General features: G+C 41.7%; 14 protein-coding genes and 1 pseudogene. 12 read left to right on the forward strand and 3 right to left on the reverse strand.

Annotation, left to right across the window (positions count from 1 at the left end; all coding sequences use genetic code 11):
- The first annotated feature begins 97 nt into the window (after nucleotides 1–97).
- From IGI52_RS17560 to IGI52_RS17610, 11 genes and pseudogenes are all read left to right on the forward strand, one after another.
- Nucleotides 98–661, forward strand: coding sequence for a VanZ family protein (locus IGI52_RS17560; protein ID WP_438781932.1), 564 nt, complete (start codon nucleotides 98–100; stop codon nucleotides 659–661).
- 224 nt (nucleotides 662–885) lie between these two features.
- Nucleotides 886–1209 (forward strand): annotated as a pseudogene (gene tnpA, locus IGI52_RS17565) (IS200/IS605 family transposase); the annotation flags it as partial.
- 850 nt (nucleotides 1210–2059) lie between these two features.
- Nucleotides 2060–3703 carry a SpaH/EbpB family LPXTG-anchored major pilin gene (locus tag IGI52_RS17570; protein ID WP_438781933.1) on the forward strand — a complete coding sequence of 548 codons (1644 nt, stop codon included), beginning with the start codon at nucleotides 2060–2062 and terminating at the stop codon, nucleotides 3701–3703.
- A gap of 68 nt (nucleotides 3704–3771) precedes the next feature.
- Nucleotides 3772–4629, forward strand: a complete 858-nt coding sequence (locus IGI52_RS17575; protein ID WP_438781934.1) for a class C sortase — start codon at nucleotides 3772–3774, stop codon at nucleotides 4627–4629.
- Between the two features lie 7 nt (nucleotides 4630–4636).
- Complete coding sequence (locus IGI52_RS17580) at nucleotides 4637–8923, forward strand: SpaA isopeptide-forming pilin-related protein (RefSeq protein ID WP_438781935.1); 4287 nt, start codon at nucleotides 4637–4639, stop codon at nucleotides 8921–8923.
- Nucleotides 8924–9489: 566 nt separating this feature from the next.
- The gene (locus tag IGI52_RS17585) at nucleotides 9490–13539 is read left to right on the forward strand and encodes a SpaA isopeptide-forming pilin-related protein (RefSeq protein WP_438781936.1); all 4050 of its coding nucleotides are present in this window, start codon (nucleotides 9490–9492) and stop codon (nucleotides 13537–13539) included.
- Nucleotides 13520–14662, forward strand: coding sequence for a SpaH/EbpB family LPXTG-anchored major pilin (locus IGI52_RS17590; RefSeq protein ID WP_438781937.1), 1143 nt, complete (start codon nucleotides 13520–13522; stop codon nucleotides 14660–14662). Before IGI52_RS17585 ends, IGI52_RS17590 begins: the two co-directional genes overlap by 20 nt.
- 75 nt (nucleotides 14663–14737) lie before the next feature.
- A complete protein-coding gene (locus IGI52_RS17595) occupies nucleotides 14738–15157 on the forward strand; it encodes an LPXTG cell wall anchor domain-containing protein (RefSeq protein ID WP_438781938.1) in 420 nt (139 codons plus the stop codon).
- A gap of 55 nt (nucleotides 15158–15212) precedes the next feature.
- Complete coding sequence (locus IGI52_RS17600) at nucleotides 15213–16043, forward strand: class C sortase (RefSeq protein WP_438781939.1); 831 nt, start codon at nucleotides 15213–15215, stop codon at nucleotides 16041–16043.
- A gap of 202 nt (nucleotides 16044–16245) precedes the next feature.
- A complete protein-coding gene (locus IGI52_RS17605; protein WP_438781940.1) occupies nucleotides 16246–16845 on the forward strand; it encodes an alpha/beta hydrolase in 600 nt (199 codons plus the stop codon).
- Nucleotides 16846–16891: 46 nt separating this feature from the next.
- Complete coding sequence (locus tag IGI52_RS17610) at nucleotides 16892–17212, forward strand: hypothetical protein (RefSeq protein WP_438781941.1); 321 nt, start codon at nucleotides 16892–16894, stop codon at nucleotides 17210–17212.
- 138 nt (nucleotides 17213–17350) lie between these two features.
- On the opposite strand, the gene IGI52_RS17615 is transcribed toward IGI52_RS17610, so the two are convergent.
- From IGI52_RS17615 to IGI52_RS17625, 3 genes are all read right to left on the reverse strand, one after another.
- Nucleotides 17351–17980 carry a hypothetical protein gene (locus IGI52_RS17615; protein ID WP_438781942.1) on the reverse strand — a complete coding sequence of 210 codons (630 nt, stop codon included), beginning with the start codon at nucleotides 17978–17980 and terminating at the stop codon, nucleotides 17351–17353.
- Nucleotides 17981–18021: 41 nt separating this feature from the next.
- Nucleotides 18022–18405, reverse strand: coding sequence for a hypothetical protein (locus IGI52_RS17620; protein WP_438781943.1), 384 nt, complete (start codon nucleotides 18403–18405; stop codon nucleotides 18022–18024).
- A gap of 819 nt (nucleotides 18406–19224) precedes the next feature.
- The gene (locus tag IGI52_RS17625; RefSeq protein ID WP_438781944.1) at nucleotides 19225–19950 is read right to left on the reverse strand and encodes a hypothetical protein; all 726 of its coding nucleotides are present in this window, start codon (nucleotides 19948–19950) and stop codon (nucleotides 19225–19227) included.
- A 545-nt stretch (nucleotides 19951–20495) separates the two neighbouring features.
- On the opposite strand from IGI52_RS17625, the gene IGI52_RS17630 reads away from it, so the two are divergent.
- Nucleotides 20496–21611 carry a tyrosine-type recombinase/integrase gene (locus IGI52_RS17630; protein ID WP_438781945.1) on the forward strand — a complete coding sequence of 372 codons (1116 nt, stop codon included), beginning with the start codon at nucleotides 20496–20498 and terminating at the stop codon, nucleotides 21609–21611.
- Nucleotides 21612–21958 lie beyond the last annotated feature (347 nt).

Here is a 21958-nt window from a genome sequence, read left to right on the forward strand (position 1 = left end):
CCCTTTTTAATGAAGCTTTTGAGATGTTTCGCTATAATTAGTTGCTATAGGAATCACGTTAAGGCTTCACAGATAAAGTGATCGAGGAGGGGATTGTATGAAGAAAATCATCGCAGGTATCGTATCTTTTGTGGCAAGCTATGGGATGGTCTATTACTTGGTCATGCCGACCTTGCAGAATTATCCCCGCTTGGATCGGATGGCGCAGCGATTTGAATATACGGATGAAGCTCTGTGGGTGTTCATCTTTTTGAGTTTATGGCTGTTTTATTGGCAGTGGGAGCAGCGCAGGCTATGGAACATCTATTTGTATCTTTTTTATAGCTGCTACTTTTTATTGTTGTTTATCATGCTCTTCACGAAGGCGCGGGCGTATCACTCGTTTAACTTGAATCCCTTTGAGCTGTATTTGAACAATGGGCAGCAGATCATTGAACTGATCTTGAATACAGCTTACTTTGTGCCTTTAGGCTGTTTATATGGATTGCGGGCGAAGCCAGTGGAGGCGGCGTTGATCGCCTTGATCACGATCGTTGGGATCGAGACGATCCAATATGTCTTTTATATAGGCACCTTTGATATTTGGGATATCTTTACGAATTTCATCGGGTGTATGATCGGGTATCTATTATGCAAACGAATCATTAGAAGAATGGGATGAAACAACTGTTTTGGCTGGAGATAACTTCTCCAGTCTTTTTAATGACTTTAGTCAGTTTCGCTCGCGTTAGCGAGTGAAACAAGAAAACCGCGCGTTTCTACGCGTGGACGAGATAGCTTTAGCGATAAAAACTCCTTTCGATATACTAATAAGTGGCTACCAACCGCTCATACTATCGAAAGGAGTTTTTCTATGTCATCAAATGACGACAAAAGTTTATCACACAGTCGGTAGAAATCATAGAAGCACATGCCATGCCAGATCATATTCATATGTTAGTTAGAGTGCCACCGAAAATAAGCATTTCAAGTTTCATGGGATTCTTAAAAGGAAGAAGCGCCACGCTTATCCATGAGCAGCATGGAAACTTAGTGTATAAATATGGGAATAAGAGTTTTTGGTCGAAAGGCTATTATGTAAGTACAGTAGGGTTAAATCAGAAAACAATTGCAAAATATAAAAGAGAACAAGAAGCAGAGGATCGAAATCGAGATAGCATAAGTAAAAGAGAATACGTCGATCCATTTAAAATGAAGAAAAAGAAATAAAGTAGCGAGCGATGAGCGGTTGGCGGTCTTTTAAAAAGCTCCATTTATGGAGTACGCGAGCAGTGACCTCTTCTAGAGGTGTTAAAAAGCCACCCGTTTTCACGGGTGGATGAGTTACTTTGTAAATTTTATTTTTTGGGATATTATTTATACCTGTCTGACAAATAGCGTTTTTTTAATTTATTTAATCTAATATTAACAAATAAGTTTGTTGGTGCACATGAACGATAGTATAATTATGCTATAAAAGTTATATTCGGATTCTGTCATTTTTATTTTTAGATTATTAAAATATCTTTTTTACTCATATGAATTCTATTTTCTTTCAAAAATCAAAAATAAAGAATAAAAAGGAGTTGAAGTTGCTCGTCGAAAACATTGAAAAAGAGATAAATGGGTATTTTTGGATTATCAGTTTTTAGTACTTTATTTATTGTTGGTTTGATTTTGATTACAGGATGTTTCTGGCGCGATTGTTTGGTGAATGGACAAATTGGAATGAGAGGTCTGAAAGCAGTATTTTTGATGCTGTGACTTATTTTTGTGGAAAAAAGGGGTAACTCAAAAGAATCTATGAAAAAATCCAGCTAAATAACCGGTACACTTGACAACGAGCCTCCATCATCGAGCGTTCTGACGTTAAAAAGTGCCGGAAGAAAGCGCGTCAGAACAGCGATTTTAGCTCGGTGATGCTCATTGTAAAGTGTTCGTTTCGCCACCTAAGATAACGGGCACTATCCATGCTTAGGGGGGAGAAGCCAAAAGCGCCGGAAATCCTAGTAACATCAGGGAGTTGGATCATTTAAGCTAGTAACTTTTGAATTACCAAAAAAGGAAAAGGGGAAAGAAGATGAAAAAAAGGTTTAGTAAGATACTCGCGTTTGTCTTCATTTTGGGAGCGATGATTGGCGGCGCGGCTGCTGGACTTGCGGCACCCGGGGCGAAGCCGGCGACTGGTGACTTGACGATTCACAAGCATTGGGCGGATTCAGCGGCAGCGATCAGTCCGGATGAACACGATGGTTCGGAGCTGATGGATAATGAGATTCTAGATAATCCGACCGTAAGCGGCATTCAATTTGATGTGTATCTAATGGGAAAAACGGGTGAAGCACCGCCTGTTCCGCCATCAGAGAAGGATGGCTGGACGTACGAACGAAATGGAACTAATTTAACAGTGAGTAAAGACGGTGTAGACCATGTCTATTTACTAACGTTAAAAAATCCCGACAACGGCGCAGAAGGGAAAACCGATCAAGCAGGTCTACTGAAGTACACGGGACTGGCTGCCGGCTATTACTATGTGGAGGAAAACTTGGCGAAATCAAAAGATCACGTGGTTCAAGGGACGGGCAATGAGAACAAGCAAGTAATGGAGCCATCAGCGCCGTTTATTGTGGCGGTTCCGATGACCAGTGGCGAGCGAAATGACTGGAACTCAAATGTTCATGTCTACCCGAAAAACCAAGGGTCAAATGTCGAGAAGAAACCTAGTGCTCCATCTGTAAATGTTGGGGATACGGTGACTTGGACGATCTCTGCCGATGTTCCGGAGAATTTTGGCGAGTATAGATCGTTTGCGATCAACGATGAATTGGATAAACGCTTGAACTATACGGCTGATTCAGTCGCAGTCAAAATAATGACCGGAGATATTGAAGATGATACTTTGGATTTAGGCACGGATTATGAAGTAAATCCGACGGCTGCAACAGACACTGAGAAGGCAAAAGTGACGGTTTCGCTGACAGCAACTGGGATTCAAAAGATTGGAGCAAGCGCCTCTGAAAAAATCGTCGTTTCCTTTGATACGACGGTGAATGGGAATATCGATCCTAATGAAAATGAGAATGCCGAAAATGTGATTGATAATGAGGCCACGATCGCGTTTGAAAATGGGTCAGGTGCCACTGGTGAAATCAAGTCGTCACCAGCTAAGATTCATACTGGTGAAATCAAGGTGGAAAAAACATACTCAGGCGGAACCGTCGAAAAAAGCGCGCAATTCCAATTAGCTTCGACGGAAAACGACGCAAAAACAGAAAACTATCTGCAAGTGCTGCTAGATCCAACGAAAAAATACATTCAAGCGATCGTTCCTCATGGAACCGAAAATGCGGTGGACTGGATTGCGTTGCCATCTCATAAGACGACAAATGAGCCATTAGGCTTTAAGAATGGAAAATTCTATGTCGAATCCTTTGAAGGACTGGTGACCTATACTCAGGTTGGCGATACGAAAAACTATGAGGACTACTATTTGATCGAAACGCTGGCGCCGGAGGGCTACAATTTGTTGGACGCGCCAGTGAAGGTGGAATTTACTGACGGTGTGGATGACCAGACGGTTCTTTCTAAAGAAGTTGAGAATAGACGCGGCTTCACACTTCCAAAAACTGGGGGCATGGGAATGATCGTGTTGGTTGTAGTTGGGATTGTCCTAATTGGCTTGGCGATTATTTTAAGTATGAGCAAAAAGAAGACGACCGTATAGTACAAAGCACACTTCAACAGTAAGCCGGGTGAACGCTCGGCTTTTTATACATGAAGGAGGAGCCGGCGATGAAACGGATTATTTTGATTATTCTTTTATTGACGGCGGGGATTGGAATCATTGTCTTTCCTTTTATCAGTAATTACTTGAACCAAAAAAATGCCACAGAGGCCTTGGGGGACTATCAGGCAGAGGTTAACCAATTAACTGACGAACAAATCGCGGAGATTTTCCATGCTGCTCAGATTTATAATGAAAATTTGCTGGGACAGCCGGCTCATGATCCTTTCATTCCTGGCTCGGGGATCGTTATGCCGGATAATTATTATCAGGTATTGAACGTTGGTGGAATCATGGGGCAGGTGGAGATTCCCAGTATCGATGTGAAGCTGCCAATTCTTCACGGAACCAAGGAAAGTGTCATTCAAAAGGCGGTCGGGCATTTGGAAGGGTCGGCTTTGCCGATCGGCGGTCTAAGGACTCACACGGTGTTGACTTCTCATACGGGGCTGAATCACGCGAAATTGTTCACGGATTTAACCGAGCTGGAAAAAGGCGATCACTTCTATATTCGGGTATTGAATCGAACGTTGGCGTATGAGGTAGAGGCTATTTCTGTGATCGAGCCAGACTATACCGCAGCCTTGAAGGCAGAAAAGGGAAGAGATTTGGCGACCTTGTTAACCTGTACTCCCTATGGTGTGAATTCTCACCGTTTGTTAGTGCGGGGAAAGCGTGTACCTTATCAGCCAAGTAAAGTAGAGAAGAAAAAGCATTTGACTAATGAGCAACGCTTGCTATTAAAGGCTGCGCTGATTACAACGGGAATCATGCTGCTCTTGATTCTGGGGATTTATTTGAAGAATAAAAAGGAAAGTCGAAAGGTGACGGGCTCACAGGGTGAATCAGAAAAAGTGAGGGGGTGAAGTCAAGGTGAGTCGATCAAAAAAAATGGTTACGTCGCTTAGTTTACTTATTTTGTTGGTGGTTGCGCTCCTTCCTGTCACCGCTCTTTCTGAGACACAGAAGTCGAGGGAACCCGTCACTGAGAGCACGACTCACAGCTTGGAGGAGCCTCAAGAGCCTTCGCTTGATTCGACGATTGCTTCTGAAATAACAGAGTCTTCACAAATTTTTGAGGCTGAGACAGAAGATGTTGAAGAACAGACAGAACCCTCAAGCTCGACGTCTGAGACAGAGAGCACCAGTGAAGAAAGGCGTCAGCTCCGAGCCGATATCACTGATACGTTGGAGGTTATTGACTGGGAGCTATTAAAAGATGGCATTGCCGTATCGGAAGCGGTTCATGCTGTCACGGGTGAGGCATATGAGTTGAAGTTTCATTGGAAGGTAAGGAATTCGACACTTTTACCAGGAGACTTCGTGACGTTCCGGCTGCCATACAATCGTGGAGTCGCGGGCGATGACGTGGGTGCCAGCGGGGCTTGGCGGACAAGCAGTTCTGTTCAAGCCGTTCCGCTGATAGCGACGATTGATGGTCAAACCATCAAATATGCGGAATGGTTTATTGAAGCGTATGATGGCGGGATTGATTATGAGCAGATTCGGATTCAGTTTACAGATGAGGTTAGATTGTTGACGGGAATGGCCATCGAAGCCGAGATTTCGACTGGATTGGATTCTATCAAAAACTATACTTATCGTGGCGGTATCCAGCAAGTAGAGTTTGCAGGGATTCAAAAGAGGATTGATTTTAGTCAGGATAAATTAGAAAAGAGCACAGGCTGGAACTTTAAGAATGCGCTTGGTGCTAGTATCAATCAAATTCAATTTGATCTTCCCGTAAATTTACCAGCCAGTTTAGAGCTGGGAGGAGATACCTTTGATTATGGCAAACATAGCGAGGGCTGGGGCTTTGATCCTGTTAATCCTGAGAATGGCTGGGGTGAGCAGGTAACAGATATTGAAGATATCTATGTGGAGGATACGTTGGATGAAGGCGTGCTTGTCCACAATCTGATGATTATTGCAACGGCACACGCGCCAATGCAGCTGCCGCCGAATGCGCTGACGGACTATCGCGGGGGGATAGCAGCGACACTTTCTGCGTTTCATTCCTATTTGTTGGTTGATTTTGGAAATGGGCCCATTTATCGGACTCCGAATGATCCTGTTTCGGAACGACAGCTGTCGAAGCAAGACTATTCATTTCAGCGTCTGTATCAAGAAAGCGGCGAGAGCAAGGAAAGCTTTCGGACAAGAGTGAAATCTCAGGCTTATCAATATGGACTCTATCTTGACCAGACGACGAATCGTCAGACGATAATGGCTTATTTCGGTGATGTTAAAAAGGGTGGTACGATGCCGAAATATAGCGATATGACCGATCAGCGCTATACGAATCCAGCAAGAGAGGTTGCCGGCAGCAAAACGGAGCAGGTCCTTTCATTTGCAGAGCAGTCTGCTAGTCGCCTGATCGCAAATGGTCATTATACCGAAGCGGATCGTGATGAACTGGAGGCTTACTTTACACTTGTTTATGGTGACAGTAACGCGCTAGGAGGACAAATTGCAACATTTGAAATCAGCTTCAATGCGCAATATCCTCCTGAGACTATCAGCGGTGAAAAGGTAAACACGGCACAGCATTTCTATATTGGGCCGAAAGAACCAAATTTTCCTATTCTTTCTGAGGTAACAGGAACCTATAACCTGACGAACCCTTACAGCAGTGTCCAGCTAACAAGTAATGAAGCGATGCTTTTCAAGTTCACGGAACAGAACCTGCCGTTGAACGGCGCCAAATTTGAATTGCAAAGAAAACGTTCAACGGATCAATGGGAGACTGTTCCCAATTCCGCAGTGACGACGGGAACAGTGTCCGTGAATGTGCTGGAAGGCGGTTCAGTCGTGGGTCGTCAATTAGATGGGGGTGCGAAGGTTTCTAATTTGGCAGATGGCGTCTATCGCTTTATCGAAGTCGAACCGCCGGATGGTTATGACCCTGAAATATCTCCCGGCTATGACGAGGATGTTGGAAAAGTCATTTCCAGCGAGTTTTCGATTCCTTCGTCAAATCAACGGTCCATCGTTTTTGCGACGAATTATGCGCAGCCTAAATATTCGGTTCAGCACTATGTTCAGACCAATCCAGATTCTTCAGATGAGTCGGCCTTTGAATTACGCCTGCAGGAAAATTTCAATGGGAAATTTGGGTCAGAGGTGGAGGCAATCGGCAAATCCTTTGGCGGTTATCGCCTAGATGAGACCGTTCCCTACACCGTAGCAACCGGAAGAGTCTCAGAGGATGGCAGTTTGATTTTAAAGCTGTATTATGTAAAAGACGAGACGAGCCAGCCCTTTTATTTTTATAAGTATGACGAAAATAAAAAGCCGATGCCTTCCATTGACTTTAAGGGAGATCCTTTGGGTGAAGAGAAAGAAGTCGTCTTTGATGTTTATTTGTACAATAATACAAGCTGGAGCAGCGGTGCGGGCTATAGTCCCACAGAGGTCGTGCCAACAAGCGGCAAGACGCTCCCAAACAGTGAGGAAAAGGTCTGGAAAAAGGTCGAAACACTAACCTCCGATTCAAATGGAAAAGTCAGCAGTAAAACATTGTCTCTAACGGATGAACAGGGTGGACTGATGACCTATGCGGTGGTTGAAAAGAAGACCTATGAAGGCTATCGACTGCCAGCGGATCATCAGTATTGGATTCTTTGGACAAATAATACATTGGGGGAAAACCAACCTCAAGTAACGCCATTTGTCAGTGGAATCACGCCAATGAATGGTGCGCCAAGTGCGGATGCGATCAACCCTTCTGCTCCTGAGAATGAGCGAGAGTATTATGTGATGAATCACTACGAAAAGTGGTCGCTGTATAAAGAAGATGTCCGAGGAAACCCGATGCCGTCGGTTGATGCAAATGGCAATTCTCTCGGCGAAAACAAACAAGTCAGCTTCGATTGGTATCAATATGTCGGTAGTTGGACAGACGGGACAAAACCTGATGAGGTTGCCCCAGGAGGATCAGCGGTCTGGGAAAAGAAGGGCACATTGGAAACCGATGCGAATGGAAAGCTGGTAGGAGATGCCATTCCCCGCGATTCCGGTGCAGTCTTAGGTTTAGTCGAGACAAGTACGTACAAAGGCTATCATTTACCAACAGCGAAACAGGCCTATTGGGTTTTATGGGAGGATGGGAATTTCAGCAATTGCGGCACCGACAACCCAGGTACTGAACAAAAGGGTGCCTATTATCATGTGATCAAAAATGACTATCAGACAGAATTACAGTTATACAAGACAGACGCTTGGACAGGTTCTCCGCTGCGCAAAATCAAAACGGCTAAGGTTGGTTTCCGCTATTATCGCTACATTGGAGGCTGGGAGGGTGAAGGACCTACGACCAATACCGATCTTTCCAATCCGGCCAAGTGGCTGCCCATGAAAAATCTGCAGGATGATACCTATCTTTTTTACGGCGATGAGGACGGGAAGCTGACTGGATTGGCGGAAACCATGGTAGGCTCCTACCCCTACGGAAATACCTATGCGATTCAGGAGGTCGAGGCGTATCCGGGCTATCAGCTGCCTTCGGGTTATTGGGTCGTCTATCTAAATGAAAATAGGAAAGCCAACAGCTACACGATTGATGGTTTGAGCTACGTAGGCGAAGGCTATCCGATCGTCGAGCCAGGTGAGACCGGCAATCAGTTCAACGCCTACCAACTAACCAATGAACAATTGCCGTACCCTGACCTTGAATTTACAAAGATCAATGATAACCATACCGCGCTGGCAAATGTCGTCTTTGAATTGTATCAGGAAAAAGGTGATGTCCCTTTGAATGATCAAACCGAAAAGGACGGCAGTTACTGGGAATTAACAGCCGCTTATCGCAGAGAGACCAGTTCACTTTCCGGTAAAGTTACTTTCGTGAAGCTGCCGAAGGGAACCTATCTATTAAAGGAAAAAAGCACAGCAGCCGGCTATCAGCTGCCTGAAGGAGATTGGCTCATTCAAGTCGATCCAGCGGCACAACAACCGCTTACGATTCGTGCGCGGAAGGATACGTCACCGCCAGCCTTTAAGCTGGAAAATGGGCAGTACTATTTACCTAATTATCGGAAACAGTCATTGCCTTTTGCGGGCAAGTGGAGCAAACTACTACTTTTGATCATAGGAATTCTCTTCATTGGAGCCGCTGGATTGGTCAAAGCTAGAAAACCGCTAAATTCAAAAACAGAGTAGCATGATGAACCAAACGGTGTGAATCGTTTGGTTTTTTTTGCGTGCTCAAAAAAGGTAAATATCTAGATAGCATATGTCAATTATAAAGAGAAAGATGAGATAATATTCTGATTCGGCGAAGAAAAAAATCAGTTGTACGCGGTGGTGAAGAAGCGGCTGGAAATAGAAAGAGCCGTATTGGATTCGAGCCGTAATATATATAGAACAGCTTCCACGACAGAAGTAAACCTACAAATTTTATTGGACCTTATTTATTAATGATCTGACAAGGGATTCGGTATAAATACTATAAAAAGCGATTTCAATTTTATCCTTTATAATTAATAGATTATAAAGATTATTTTTAGAACATTCAATATTTTATCGTAATAATTAGTTCTATTCTAATTTTTTGTTTATCAAAAAAACATAAAATAGTTTGAAATATTTGGCAGATAATAGTAATATTAAATTATAAAGTCATATTTTAATTGTAAATTCCTTTGAAAAACATTTAAGTGTTTTTTTTTGTAATGTAGGTCTATTTGTTGAAGAATTTGAAGGTGAAGGAGGGAGGCGGACAAGCAATGATCAAAAAAGAAAGCTATAAAGGGAAAATACTGATCTTGTTGGTGATTTTCTTTAGTCTCTTTTCTGTATTGTCTCCAATTCTTTCATTAGGACAAACACAGGATGAAGTCGCTTCTAGCCAAGTTGCAAATGAAGTGCTAAGCACAACTGATCGATTGTCTTCTCCTGAAATTGAGTCAAGTACGAGTACAACTGAGGATGTGAGTCCTGCTGATTCCGCTGTTTTGGATTCTAGTACAAGCCAGTCAGATGAGAAAAAAATAGTGAGTGATGCGGACACGCAGAAGGAAGCAGCTGCCCGAGAGGTAAAAGTGAGTTCAACGGACATTAGCAACTCAATCGTTGTAACAGATTGGGAATTGTATCGTGAAAAAGGTAGTGTAAAGGAGTCTTTAACTGTAGAGCCAAAAAGCTCAGCGGAGCCGAACCAAGCCTATGATTTCAATTTTAGCTGGACGATAGCAGCTGAGAAGTTAGGCAGAAATATTTTGCCAGGGGATTACTTTGTTTTAGCGATTCCTCAAAATGAAAATCAGGACACAGGACACTGGTATGCTCTGCGGGGAGAATGGCAAACGATATCTACCGATGATGGAGTAAATAAGATTTATCGGTATCGTGTTGAAAATTCAACAAATGGAGAAACACAGGTGATTCGCATCGAGTTTTTAGAGGGTGTAGATGAGCTTCATATCAATACTCTGAATTCGGAATTGACGTTTGCGGGATTCATGAATTACGTGACAAAGGAAAGTGTTCAAAATGTCACGTTTGGCCGTGATGCAAATGGAACGACGATTTCAAAAAAGATTACCTTCAATCCTATTGCTTTACAGGCTTCGAATGGCTTTTCATTTAAATATGGCTCTTCTGGCTCCAATAATTCGCTGAAATGGACGATTCAATTTAACGGGGCTGCCAATATTGAATTAGGCGGCGATAAAGTTAATTACGATGCCAACGGCGGTGCAGGAAATAAGTATCAAGGATTCTATACTGATAAACCAGGAAGAGATGTTTGGCTTCCATGGGGGAGCAATTATACTGATATTTATTCTCCGCGAGAAACCGAAGGCGGAGAAGAATACGGTGGGTACGTAGAGGATGAACTTCCGGCTGGTGCTGAGTTGACCACACTGACGATTGCAGGGTACATCCCGATTCCTATTGGACTCACACAGGAAAACTATGCGAAGCAGGAAGGAGTTTATTTGTCTTCAACCGCTGCTTTTCAATCATTTGTTCTAGCCGATTTTGGGAACGGACCAACCTATCGTTCTGGCTCAGATACTGGGGAGACTCAAAAGCCCAAAGCTGGAACGGGCTTCACACTTCTGACTCAAGGAGCCGGTGAAACTAAGAAGGCGTTTAAAACGCGGCTTCAAGCAGCGCCTTATCAATATGGTGTCTACAAAGATTCCTCCGGCATATCCACAGTAATGATGCATTATGGCTCAATGAAACAAAAAACGAATCAGCAGCAAACGCTTAGTGAATTAACTGATAGTCCTTATACAGGAAGAACAATCACGAATCCTAAAACCGGCGACAATATAGCTGTCACTCAGTTCGCCGCCCAAGCTGCTGATTATTCTATCCGGCGGGGCTATTATGCCGAGGAAGATCGTGAGTTGTTGGAGAATTATTACTCAATAACCTTTGGCGATAGCAATGTAATTGGCGGCAAGATCGCCTCATATAATATTTCTTTGACCGTTCGCTACCCGCCAGATACGCCCTCAGGTCCGATTAGGAATGAATCTGCGATCTATACCCATAGTGCATTGACATTGAATCGTAAGGAACCAGAGTCGATGCCGAAAAGAGATAGTGCGACGGCGAATTTGAAAAATCCTTATGGCAGTATCACCTTGAATGCGAATCAGGCGCTGCTGCAAAAGTTCGATGTCGAGCGTGACGAGAATGACGAATATTCTCCAATCAACGGAGCGAAGTTCAAGCTTCAGCTTAAAGACGGAGATAAGTGGAATGACGTCAAAAAAAATAACGAGGTACTGATCTTCGAAACTGACGGGCTTCAGTATTTCGAAGTGGAAAACGGGGCGACTGTAGAAAAGACAGTTAATGGATTAGTGAAAGTTGATTTTAACGCATTGGGTTTGGTCAACGGGACCTATCGGTTTGTAGAGACTGAAGCTGCAGCGGGATATGACGAAAAAGAATCTCCCAATTGGGATGGATCAGCGGTAGTGTCGAACGCTTTTGAGATTCCGGCTACGACCTCCAGAGGACCGACTGTGACTGTATGGAACAAAAAACTTCCTCAAGCTAGTTACAAGGTTGAACATTATGTTCAGAAAATCGAAGGAAGTACGGCAAAAGAAAATTTTGAATTAAAACAGACAGAAACGAAGTCCGGCTATCTAGGACAAAAAATCGTTGGCGAACCTTCAATGGAACTGTTGAAGTCGTATGATTATGATGAAGATCTGTCTATCTTACACGGAAAAATCACTGGAAACGTGACGGAAGATGGCAGTCTAACCTTGCAGCTTTATTACACGATTGCTGCCGAAGTTCCTTTCACCTTCTATAAGCAAGGGATGGATGGCGAAATGATGCCTTCAGTCGACTCAAATGGCAAGCAATTGGTGGATGAGCAAGGTAGGGAAATGAAGGTTGCTTTTGATGTGTATGAATGGGATGGTGTCTGGTCTTCTTCAGATCCTGTTTCTGGGAGTAATCCGTATAATCCTGGAAACGGTCCGGAAGCAAGACCTGACGTATGGACAAGGATTAATGATAAACCGGTTGCTACAGATGCATTGGGAAGGGTACGTATTCCTGAAATTACTGATTTAACGAAGCTTTATGCAATCGTTGAAGTTGCAACTTATCCCGATTATGTTTTGCCATACAACGATCCGCCAACCAATATTTCCACCTATCGAGAGGTCTATTGGGTTGCTCAGATGAGTGAAAAGAAAATGTTTTCTGCGCCGAGTTGGGCGCATGGGACAGAAGTAGATAAACCAGATTATGAAGAGCCTAGTGAAGCCAATGGCAATCGTTATATTCTAAGAAACCGTAAATCCGATATTTCTTTATGCAAGGTCAATGAGCAAGGAGAAGTGATGCCATCGACGGATCAGCAAAAAGTTCAATTTGATATTTATCGTTGGACTGGTGGCGGTTATTTTTATGAAAATTGGTCATATAACAAATCACCATGGAAAAAAATCACATCTGGTACGACAGATAATCAAGGCTTTTTTGGAACGATCGGCAAAACGGGTTTGAAGGTGGAGGATGCTGAACCAAAAAACTTCGATTGGTATATTATTCGTGAAATGAGCACGTATAGCGGATATCAATCTGTAGAAGGCTATTGGCTCGTTTCAACCGCATGGAATAAGGAAACTCAGCAGTTCGAAATTTTTAATGTGAAATATAAGATTGGACTTGATGATAATGCCGTTGATGCAGAAGACCCAGGGCATAAGATCAGCGATGATCGAACCAATATCTATTTTACGAACAAAGCCAAACCTATCAGCTTCACAAAAGAAGATGCGAACCAGAATCCATTAGGCGGGGTGCATTTTTCCCTCTACAAAACTAAAGAGGGTGAGGCTGGAAGTACCGGCAGTGAAGATCCGGAAGCTGCCGATACGAAGTGGGATATGGATCATCCAACCGAGAAAATTAGTAGCGAGAATGCTTCAGATAAGGGGCAAGTAATCTTTGAAAATTTGACGCGCGGGGAGTACCTGTTGGTGGAAACGAAGACGCATCCAGGCTATCAGTTGCCACTGGGCTCATGGGTCATCACCGTCAATTTTTATGGTGAGATCGAAACGATACGCGGAAGAGGCGATCCTTTGCCGCCGGCATTTCGAGTGGCGAATGGCAAGTATTATTTACCGAATTATTTAACAAATTCATTACCTAATGCAGGTGGATATATGAGAGTATTTCTGATTGTTTTGGGAATTGTGCTCTTAGGTTTTGGAGTAATTGTTTTGCAGAATAAAAAAATGATAGCTAAAGAGAAGGGGAAAAAAGATGAGAAAAAAATTAAGTAGGATAATAGCGATACTATTGATGTTAGGGGCAACGGTGGGCGGAGCGCTTTCTAGCTTCGCAGCCACACCGGGGACAAAGCCGACTGAAGGAAATTTGACGATCCATAAGTATTGGGCAGAAACGTCTGCTGATGTTAAGGATGAAGGAAATGGTGAGGAATTAGATGTAGCGCCTAGTAATCCAGCAGTAATGGGGATTCAATTCGATGTCTATCAGCTAACTCCAACAGCTGGTGCTCCAGATACACCTCCATCGGATAAAGATGGCTGGAGTTATACAAGAACTGGAACTGAATTAATTGTAGAAAAAGACGCGACTCAACATAAATATTCTTTAACTTTAAAAGACCCGGATGCTGGTAAAGATGGCAAAACGAATGATAGCGGGGAATTAACCTACACGAAACTTTCAGCCGGATATTATTATGTAGAGGAAAATTTAACTGCCTCAGCGGACTATCAAGTACAGGGTAAAGGAAATGAAGAAAAATTAATTACGTCTGCTTCTAAGCCTTTTATCGTAGCTGTGCCCATGACAAATGCGGCTGGTGATGATTGGAATAGCGATGTCCATGTCTATCCAAAAAACCAAGGATTAAATCCTGAGAAAGAGCCAAGCGTCCCATCGGTAACGGTTGGAGATAAAGTCACTTGGACAATTTCAGCCAATGTTCCTTCTGATTTTTCTGAGTACACGAAATTTGATATTGTGGATACGTTGGATAAACGATTGAGTTTTGCAGAAAATGTTGCGGTAAAAGGAGCAAGTGATACTAATCCTAATGTCGTTACATTAACGTTTGGCGATGACTATACTGTAACTGGAGCTGTCGGCACTCCTGGCGGAACGGTCAGAATATCTTTAACACCAGCTGGAATTAGTAAACTCGCAGGAACAGCAGATGTCACTAAAGTACTTGTATCATTTGACACGACAGTGAACAGTAATATCGCGAGTGATGATGAAAATACCATCAAAAATGAGGCGGAAATCGAGTTTGAAAATAATTCAACGACTGAAACAGAAAAAGACAAAACACCGCCGTCAGAAATTCACACCGGGGAGATAAAAATTGACAAGACCTACTCTGGTGGTACAGTAACAGAAAGTGCACAGTTTTAATTAGCGCCGACAGCTTATTACGCTGGAAGAGGCGAATATTACAAAGTCATTTTAGATGCAAGTGATAACTATATCGTGGATATCGTTGCGCCTGGCGAACCCGGCTATGATGCTGCTAAAAACTGGGTAGCATTGCCTTCTTATGATGACACTGGAGAAGGATTGGGACTTATTGATGATACTTTTTATGTGACCTCATTCGAAGGGCTGAGAACTTACACTGAATCAGCAGGAATAAAAACATTTGACTCTTATTTCTTAGTGGAGACAAAAGCACCAGAGGGGTACAACTTGTTGGATGAACCGTTAGAGGTCACCTTTACTGAAGAGGACAGTGGGAAGAAACACATCCACACTGAGTCTATCGAAAACAAAAAAGGATTCACGCTACCGAATACGGGTGGCATCGGAACGATGCTCTTAGTAGTTGTCGGTATTATCCTGATCGGACTGGCTGTTCTTCTAACGATGAATAAAAAGAAAAAAGCGGTCTAATAAAACGAAAAGTCGAGTAAAACTCGGCTTTTTCTATACATAGAAAGGGGAAACGATGAAGCGAACGATTTTAATTGTTTTATTATTGATTTCGGGCATCGGGATCATCGCCTTTCCGTTCATTAGCGATTATCTGAATCAAAGAAATGCAACACAAGTCATGGAGAACTATCAAAAGCAAGCTGATCAGCTGAGTCCTGAACAGATAGCCGAAATATTTCAACAGGCACAGATCTATAATGAAAATCTCTTAGGGCAACCTGCCCACGATCCTTTTGTTCCAGGCTCTGGAATTGTAATGCCGGACAATTATTATCAGGTCTTAAATGTTGGCGGAACGATGGGGCAGGTTGAGATTCCTAGTATCGATGTAAAATTGCCGATCTATCATGGAACAAAGGAGAATGTCCTGCGCAAAGCCGCGGGTCATCTTGAAGGTTCTGCTTTGCCAATCGGAGGCGAAGGAACACATACCGTTTTAACGTCCCATACCGGATTGACTCACGCCAAATTATTTACCGATTTGACTGAATTAAAAAAAGGCGATCATTTTTTTATTCATGTGTTAAATCGCACCTTGGCATATGAAGTAGATAAGCTTTCAGTTATCGAACCAGAGAACACGGAGCTGTTGAAGGCAGTTAACGGGAAAGACTATGCGACATTACTGACCTGCACGCCGTATGGGGTCAATTCTCATCGCTTATTAGTTCGTGGAAAGCGCGTGGCTTATCAACCAAATAAAACAGTAAAAAAGAAGAAAATAACCAAAGAACAGCACTTATTGTTGAAGGCCGCCATTATTACAAGCCTAATCATGCTGGGCCTGATCCTATTTACTTATTGGAAGAATAAGCGAACTGCGAAATCACAGCCGGATGAATAAAACAAATCCATCCAGAAAAAGCAAAATCGAAAATCAAATGAATAGAGCAAGTAAAATATGATATTCGTTACCTTTGTCGGTTCATTTTACTATCCGATTTCGGGTCCCAATTTTTTCTGAACAGTGAGTAGCAAGCAGACAAATAAGTTGTTCCGATGGCCGATTCGTGTTAACTTACAATTAGTAAGTGAGGTGCAGGAAGATGGAATATCTTTATCAAGCAGGAAAACCAGAGGGGAAAAAGTTTATTTTGCTTCATGGAACGGGTGGCGATGAAACATCGTTAATTGAATTGGCTAAGTTTTTAGATGCCGATAGTACGATTTTATCCTTTCGTGGCAAGATCGTAGAGGATGGCATGAATCGTTTCTTCAAACGCAATGGATTGAATCAATTTGATTTTGAAAGTTTAGAAAAGGAAACAGATAACCTATTGGAAGTGATCAAGGAGATCAGCGAAGAAAAAGCAATCCCATTGGAGGAGTGGATCTTAGTCGGTTACTCAAATGGGGCAAATGTCGCGGCGCATCTATTGCTGGAACGTGAAACGACGCTAAACAAAGGGATATTTTTCCATCCCATGTCATTAGAGGTCCACACCCAATCATTTCCTTTAATAGATAAAAAGATTTGGGTTTCTTATGGCGGAGACAATGATCCAATCGTTAGCGATGCTTCTTTTGCAAAATTAGTTGCGGCCTTTCGCGATCGCGATGCAGATATCACTGTTATTGAGACACTCCACGGTCATCAAGTTTCGATGGACGAGGTGCAAAACGCCCGTGAATGGCTGAAAGGGTAGTGACACTTTTTTCGGATGTGGTAAAATGAATCGAAGGGGTGGCGCAATGGCAGATTCATTTGAATACAAGGGCTTGACCTTGAAATCGACAGACTTGGCCTTTAACGACGAAGAATTACAAAAATTATTGACCTTTGAAGGAGCGATCACACATGAACGCTTGAAGGGCTTCAATTTTCATTATTTTTTGATGCCAGAATACGACTTGAATGGTCTATTGGCAAAACTCGGCGAGGCTGAGCGCAAAGCAAAACGGATTTACTACATTACAGGGCAGCTGGTCTCCAGCGATTTGAAAAACATGGCGGTGGATGGCTATTATATGCCGACAAACTGGGGCTTTATGCATGTAGATAGTCATAAATAAGAGGCGGAAGATGAATGCTCATCTTTCGACTCTTATTTTTTTGCGGACAAAAGGGCTTCATCCCCTGTGGAGTTAATCGCAGGGATGAAGTATGAGTCTGTTTTTGTTGAGTATGGCTTTATTTTCTTATCTTGACAGTTATGAAGAATCCTCATTTTCTTTTCTGTGATTTCCCCAGATATGAGTAAAGAAGTCTTTCAATCGCCGCTTCTTTTTTTGATCCCCTTGAATCTGATTATCAGACACGACAGGACTGTCTATTTTGTTAGAAGCTGAGTGATTTTCTTCTATCTCCGACATGTTCGTTTTAAGAGTACGTGCTGGTAGCTGTGAAGAAGAGACCATAAAGGCGGGCAAATCTTCGTTCGTGGTGATTGCTTTCGTATTTTGTAAACTTTCTTTTGTTGATAAGTCGGTAGAACGGATTGTTTCTGTGGACTTCGTGGGCAAAACACCAGAATTTCCCACAGTTTCCACATAGTTCACATGTGGATAACTGGTTGATACTGGATTTTCTGTGGGTAACTCTTCTTCCAAGGTGTTATCAAAAATTGGGATTTCTCTTGTGTGGACAAACTTTGCTGAGACGGCCGAATCGAATAGTTTTACGTCATCTTGTTCAAAGAGGTCTAACGTCGTCATCAGCTCACAAATATCTTTGATTTCTTGTGCAGATAAGCTGGTGTCCACGTCATTGTAGGACCAGTGATGTTTTTTATTGTCACTCTTCATGAAAGTGGTGACTAATTTAGTTGTTTCAGTAATCATATTTTTTTTCCTTTCTATCGTTTTATTAGATTGGTTTCTTATCAAGATTCAGTCGTTTCTTCAGGGCGAACCGCTGAGATAAGCGAGCGGACAACAGAGAAGACTTTCTTGCCAAAGTTTCTTAATGGAAAGACTCTTAAGGTTAGACGTTTCCATTCAGAGGCTTGGAAGTAATCCTCAAAAAAATAAAAGAAGCGTTTCATTGTACGTGTGGCTTTGGTATTCATGAATAGGTAACGGACAAGGTCCTCCAGGATGTGGGCAAACTCTTGTGCACCAAGTTTGAAGCGTACACGTAAAGCTAAGACATATTTGATCGTCAAGCTGCTGTTTTGTGTTTCTTGGTAATACTCCATGATGCGTTTTTCTAATGTTTCAGGTTTAAGTGAAAAGGTCTGTTTGCAAGTTAATAATTGTTCGTTCATTGGGTGTTCCTCCTGTATGGATTGATTTTTTATTTGAAAAGGCAGCAGCGTCCTGCTTATCCTTAGTGTTTTCTCTATTTGCTGACTACAAGATAGCCGATTTTGAAAAAGATTGCGAACCGCAATTTCGAACGAGAACCCCCAATTTCGAATGTTTAGGGGCTAGAAACGTTGAAAGACCGTTTGAATCACTCGAAATTGAGGGTATTTATTCGAAATTGCTGTTTGACTTGATTATACGAAAAGGAATATAATTAAGAGTTTCTCGTAGAACACAGAAGAAAAAAGTGGTGTAATGTGCGGAGGGATACTGGCTCACTAACGTAGATTACTTAAAAATGATTTCAAATAGTTTAACGAATTATACTGAGGAAAAAATCGTTATGTATTATGATTAATTCGTATAATGCGTATATTTTGTTCTAACTAACGAATGTTAAGCCGATATCTTTGTTGATGAAGTTGGTGAGAGAAATGGTAGAAATAGAAAATAGCAAGATTGAAAAAAATGAGGATGATCTTAGAGATCAAATCACAGAGATGGCAGCGATAGATTGACAGACGAGCTTATGCCGATGATCTGTCATCGTATTGAAAGATTTCAAAGAGTATATCATGCAGATGAAGGAACTTTTTAGCAATAGGCAGAAGGAACAACAAAGGAATGAAAAAATAGAATGCGATCCATGAAAGGATTCATTGACCGATCTGATTCATTTTCTAGAAGCAGAGCAGAATAACAGCAACTAAAAAAAACCTCTAGAATATCCCGCTATTCTAGAGGTTTCATACTGACTGTAACATGAGCAACATATTATATTACTGCCAATTTTCCCAGCGAGGCAGTGGGCGTTCGTTTTCTAACCGTTCATGATAATACAGAAAGCGCGCACGATGATACCGGCGATAGATTTCGCCTTTACCGGTGACGAACTTATTTAGTAACGGACGTTTGCGTAGATTTTGAGCAAATACCGTATTCGGCAGATTCAAATAATCCACCGGCCGCTTACCTTGGCCCTTATAATAAAAAGCTTCCTGACGGAGTGCGGCTAGGACAGCGCAGGCAATCTCGCTGCGTAAAAGTGCGTAGTAGCGTTGAACGGGGATATAGAATTTTCGTCCCGTTAATAATTGGACATAGTATCGTCCGTCTCTTAGATTGATATTTTCTATCATAAGCGGATTGATCCAAAGACTATTCGAACCACCCTCTAGTGGAAATAAGGAAAAATGTGGACACGCCCAAGGAAGCTTGTATTTTCCAAAGTGGTCAATGTCCTTGAGAACAGAAGAAAAAGTGGTGTAATCTGGAAGGCAATGTGCGGATGCATACTGATTCAACGTCGCAGATGACGTATTCGCATTAAAAAAAGCGCCTTCATCTGAAAGAACCATCACCTCATTGCGTTCAAAATTTGGTGCAATACAATGTATTTCTTGAATCTTCAATGGGTCAAAATCTTCCGCTATCGAACGATAGGCCTCCCATAGCGTTCCTGGATATCTGTCATCGAAAATATCTACATACCGTTTAACACTCATCATAAATCCCCCTTAAATTAAAAAACAAACTCGGTGGTGCTATAACAAGAATATAAGCTAAAGTTTCAAAAACACAAGATTTCTTTTTTAATTGGTATTAAAGAAAAAAATAAATTAAGAAGAACGGTGTTATTGTAAAATCGCAAGGGACAGCGTTTGTTTGGTTACTTTTTTTATTTGTAAAATTAATTTATGGAACAAAAAAAGGCATCTTCTCATTCAGTTTGAGCGGATGTCCTTATTTTTTGTTGTCATATTTAGTTGAAAAAGATATTATATTCGTTTAACTTGTTACATGGTTTGGTTAAAACCATGAATAAAATTCGCTATCAAAAACAATTTTCTAATAAAAAAGTGAATTCGTTTGATTTAATTATAGAATACTGCTTAAGAATAATCAATATATAGTTTTAATTTATTAAAAAAAGATATTTGTAATATTTTAATAAGCAAGAATCTCATGCTCGAAAACTAGAAAGAAAGCAAAAATATGGAAAACGGTGAATTATTTGCCGTCAATTAAGCCGTCAGGAGGAAAAGAATACATGCGTAAAGGCGAAAATATTTATAAACGAAAGGATGGGCGTTGGGAGGGGCGCTACAAAAAAGGCTATAAAGCCAATGGTCAGATCAAATATGGCTATGTTTATGGGAAAAGCTTTCATGAGGTGCGCCTCAAGCTCTATCCATTGAAAGCGCACTACCTCACTCAACAAGAAATTTACGGAGAGTCCTGTATTCCTTTTGCGGAATGGAGCAAGTGCTGGCTGATAGAGATTCAAAATGAGATTAAGCCATCAACGTATAGTTCTTATCACTATAAATTATCTACCTACGTGTTTCCTTATATAGGAAGCTTATTCTTAAATGAACTGACCGCAGAGGAAGGAAGAACGCTCATTCAGCGATGGATAGAACGAGGACTGAGCCCTTCAACCATGCAGGTAATCTTACGAATCATCAATAAATGTTTGAATGATGCCAAAGAAAAACAACAGCTGAAAGAAAATCCCTTCTCACATTTAAAACTACCAAAAAGGAGTCCACAAAAAATCCGTGCTTTAACAAGAAAGGAACAACATAAACTAGAACAAGTCGCGCTAAGAGAGAAGAAAGACACAGGACTTCCAACTTATCTCGCACTTTATACAGGTCTTAGAATTGGCGAAATCGCTGCTTTGCGATGGCGTGATCTTGATTTTGAACGCAATCTGATTCAGGTGAATCACACCTATCAACGAATCAACCTTGCGTTAAAGGATCAGAAAACACAGCTAGTGATTGGGTCGACAAAAACGAGTTCAGGTGCTCGAACCATTCCCATGAGTAACTCTATCCGAAAGCTTCTTTTGAAGCATCGACGTCAATCTAAGGGTAGCTTTGTCTTCTCAGTCAACAATCATCCAGTTGAGCCACGCTTATTGACGTATCACTTTCATCAGATTCGTAAAAAATGCGGCTTGGAAGACATTCACTTTCATCAATTGCGCCATACATTTGCGACTCGTTGTCTTGAAGCGCAGAGTGATATTTTGTCTGTTAGCTCTCTATTGGGTCATACGTCAACCAAGCTGACATTAGATACTTACGCTGATTCGATGCTGGAACAACGCATCGAAGTGATTGATCAAATGGAGACTGCAATTAGAAAAACCGCTTAATAGCATGTTTTTTTTAATAATTGCAGAAAATATGTCTCACTAGTTTTTGCCCTAGTAAAGTAAGCGCTTACTATGTCTGTGGTTTACAAAAATTCAATTTCATTACGAAAAACAATGAAAAATGAATTGACGAAAAATTCACAAACGAACAAGTCGCCGTCACTAACCGTCAACATCTCCGATAAACGTTGTAGTACCAGAGTTTATAAGAGGAATCATGGTTTTAACCAAACCTAGAAACAACTGTTCTAATTATCATGAAAAGTGAGTCATTCTACTTATTTTAATATCAACGGTACCATGTGTACTTTTTTGATATATAAAAATTAAATTATTTTAAGGAGAGA

Origin of the sequence: Enterococcus sp. DIV0187 (assembly GCF_051713785.1) — a bacterium.
Lineage (GTDB): Bacteria > Bacillota > Bacilli > Lactobacillales > Enterococcaceae > Enterococcus_A > Enterococcus_A avium.

Excerpts from the sequence above, each read along its gene's own strand:
- IGI52_RS17600 (WP_438781939.1), top strand. The coding sequence starts at position 15,213 with ATGAAGCGAACGATTTTAATTGTTTTATTATTGATTTCGGGCATCGGG.
- IGI52_RS17575 (WP_438781934.1), top strand. The coding sequence starts at position 3,772 with ATGAAACGGATTATTTTGATTATTCTTTTATTGACGGCGGGGATTGGA.
- IGI52_RS17605 (WP_438781940.1), top strand. The coding sequence starts at position 16,246 with ATGGAATATCTTTATCAAGCAGGAAAACCAGAGGGGAAAAAGTTTATT.
- IGI52_RS17610 (WP_438781941.1), top strand. The coding sequence starts at position 16,892 with ATGGCAGATTCATTTGAATACAAGGGCTTGACCTTGAAATCGACAGAC.
- IGI52_RS17585 (WP_438781936.1), top strand. The coding sequence starts at position 9,490 with ATGATCAAAAAAGAAAGCTATAAAGGGAAAATACTGATCTTGTTGGTG.
- IGI52_RS17570 (WP_438781933.1), top strand. The coding sequence starts at position 2,060 with ATGAAAAAAAGGTTTAGTAAGATACTCGCGTTTGTCTTCATTTTGGGA.
- IGI52_RS17560 (WP_438781932.1), top strand. The coding sequence starts at position 98 with ATGAAGAAAATCATCGCAGGTATCGTATCTTTTGTGGCAAGCTATGGG.
- IGI52_RS17620 (WP_438781943.1), bottom strand. The coding sequence starts at position 18,405 with ATGAACGAACAATTATTAACTTGCAAACAGACCTTTTCACTTAAACCT.
- IGI52_RS17615 (WP_438781942.1), bottom strand. The coding sequence starts at position 17,980 with ATGATTACTGAAACAACTAAATTAGTCACCACTTTCATGAAGAGTGAC.
- IGI52_RS17625 (WP_438781944.1), bottom strand. The coding sequence starts at position 19,950 with ATGAGTGTTAAACGGTATGTAGATATTTTCGATGACAGATATCCAGGA.
- IGI52_RS17630 (WP_438781945.1), top strand. The coding sequence starts at position 20,496 with ATGCGTAAAGGCGAAAATATTTATAAACGAAAGGATGGGCGTTGGGAG.
- IGI52_RS17590 (WP_438781937.1), top strand. The coding sequence starts at position 13,520 with ATGAGAAAAAAATTAAGTAGGATAATAGCGATACTATTGATGTTAGGG.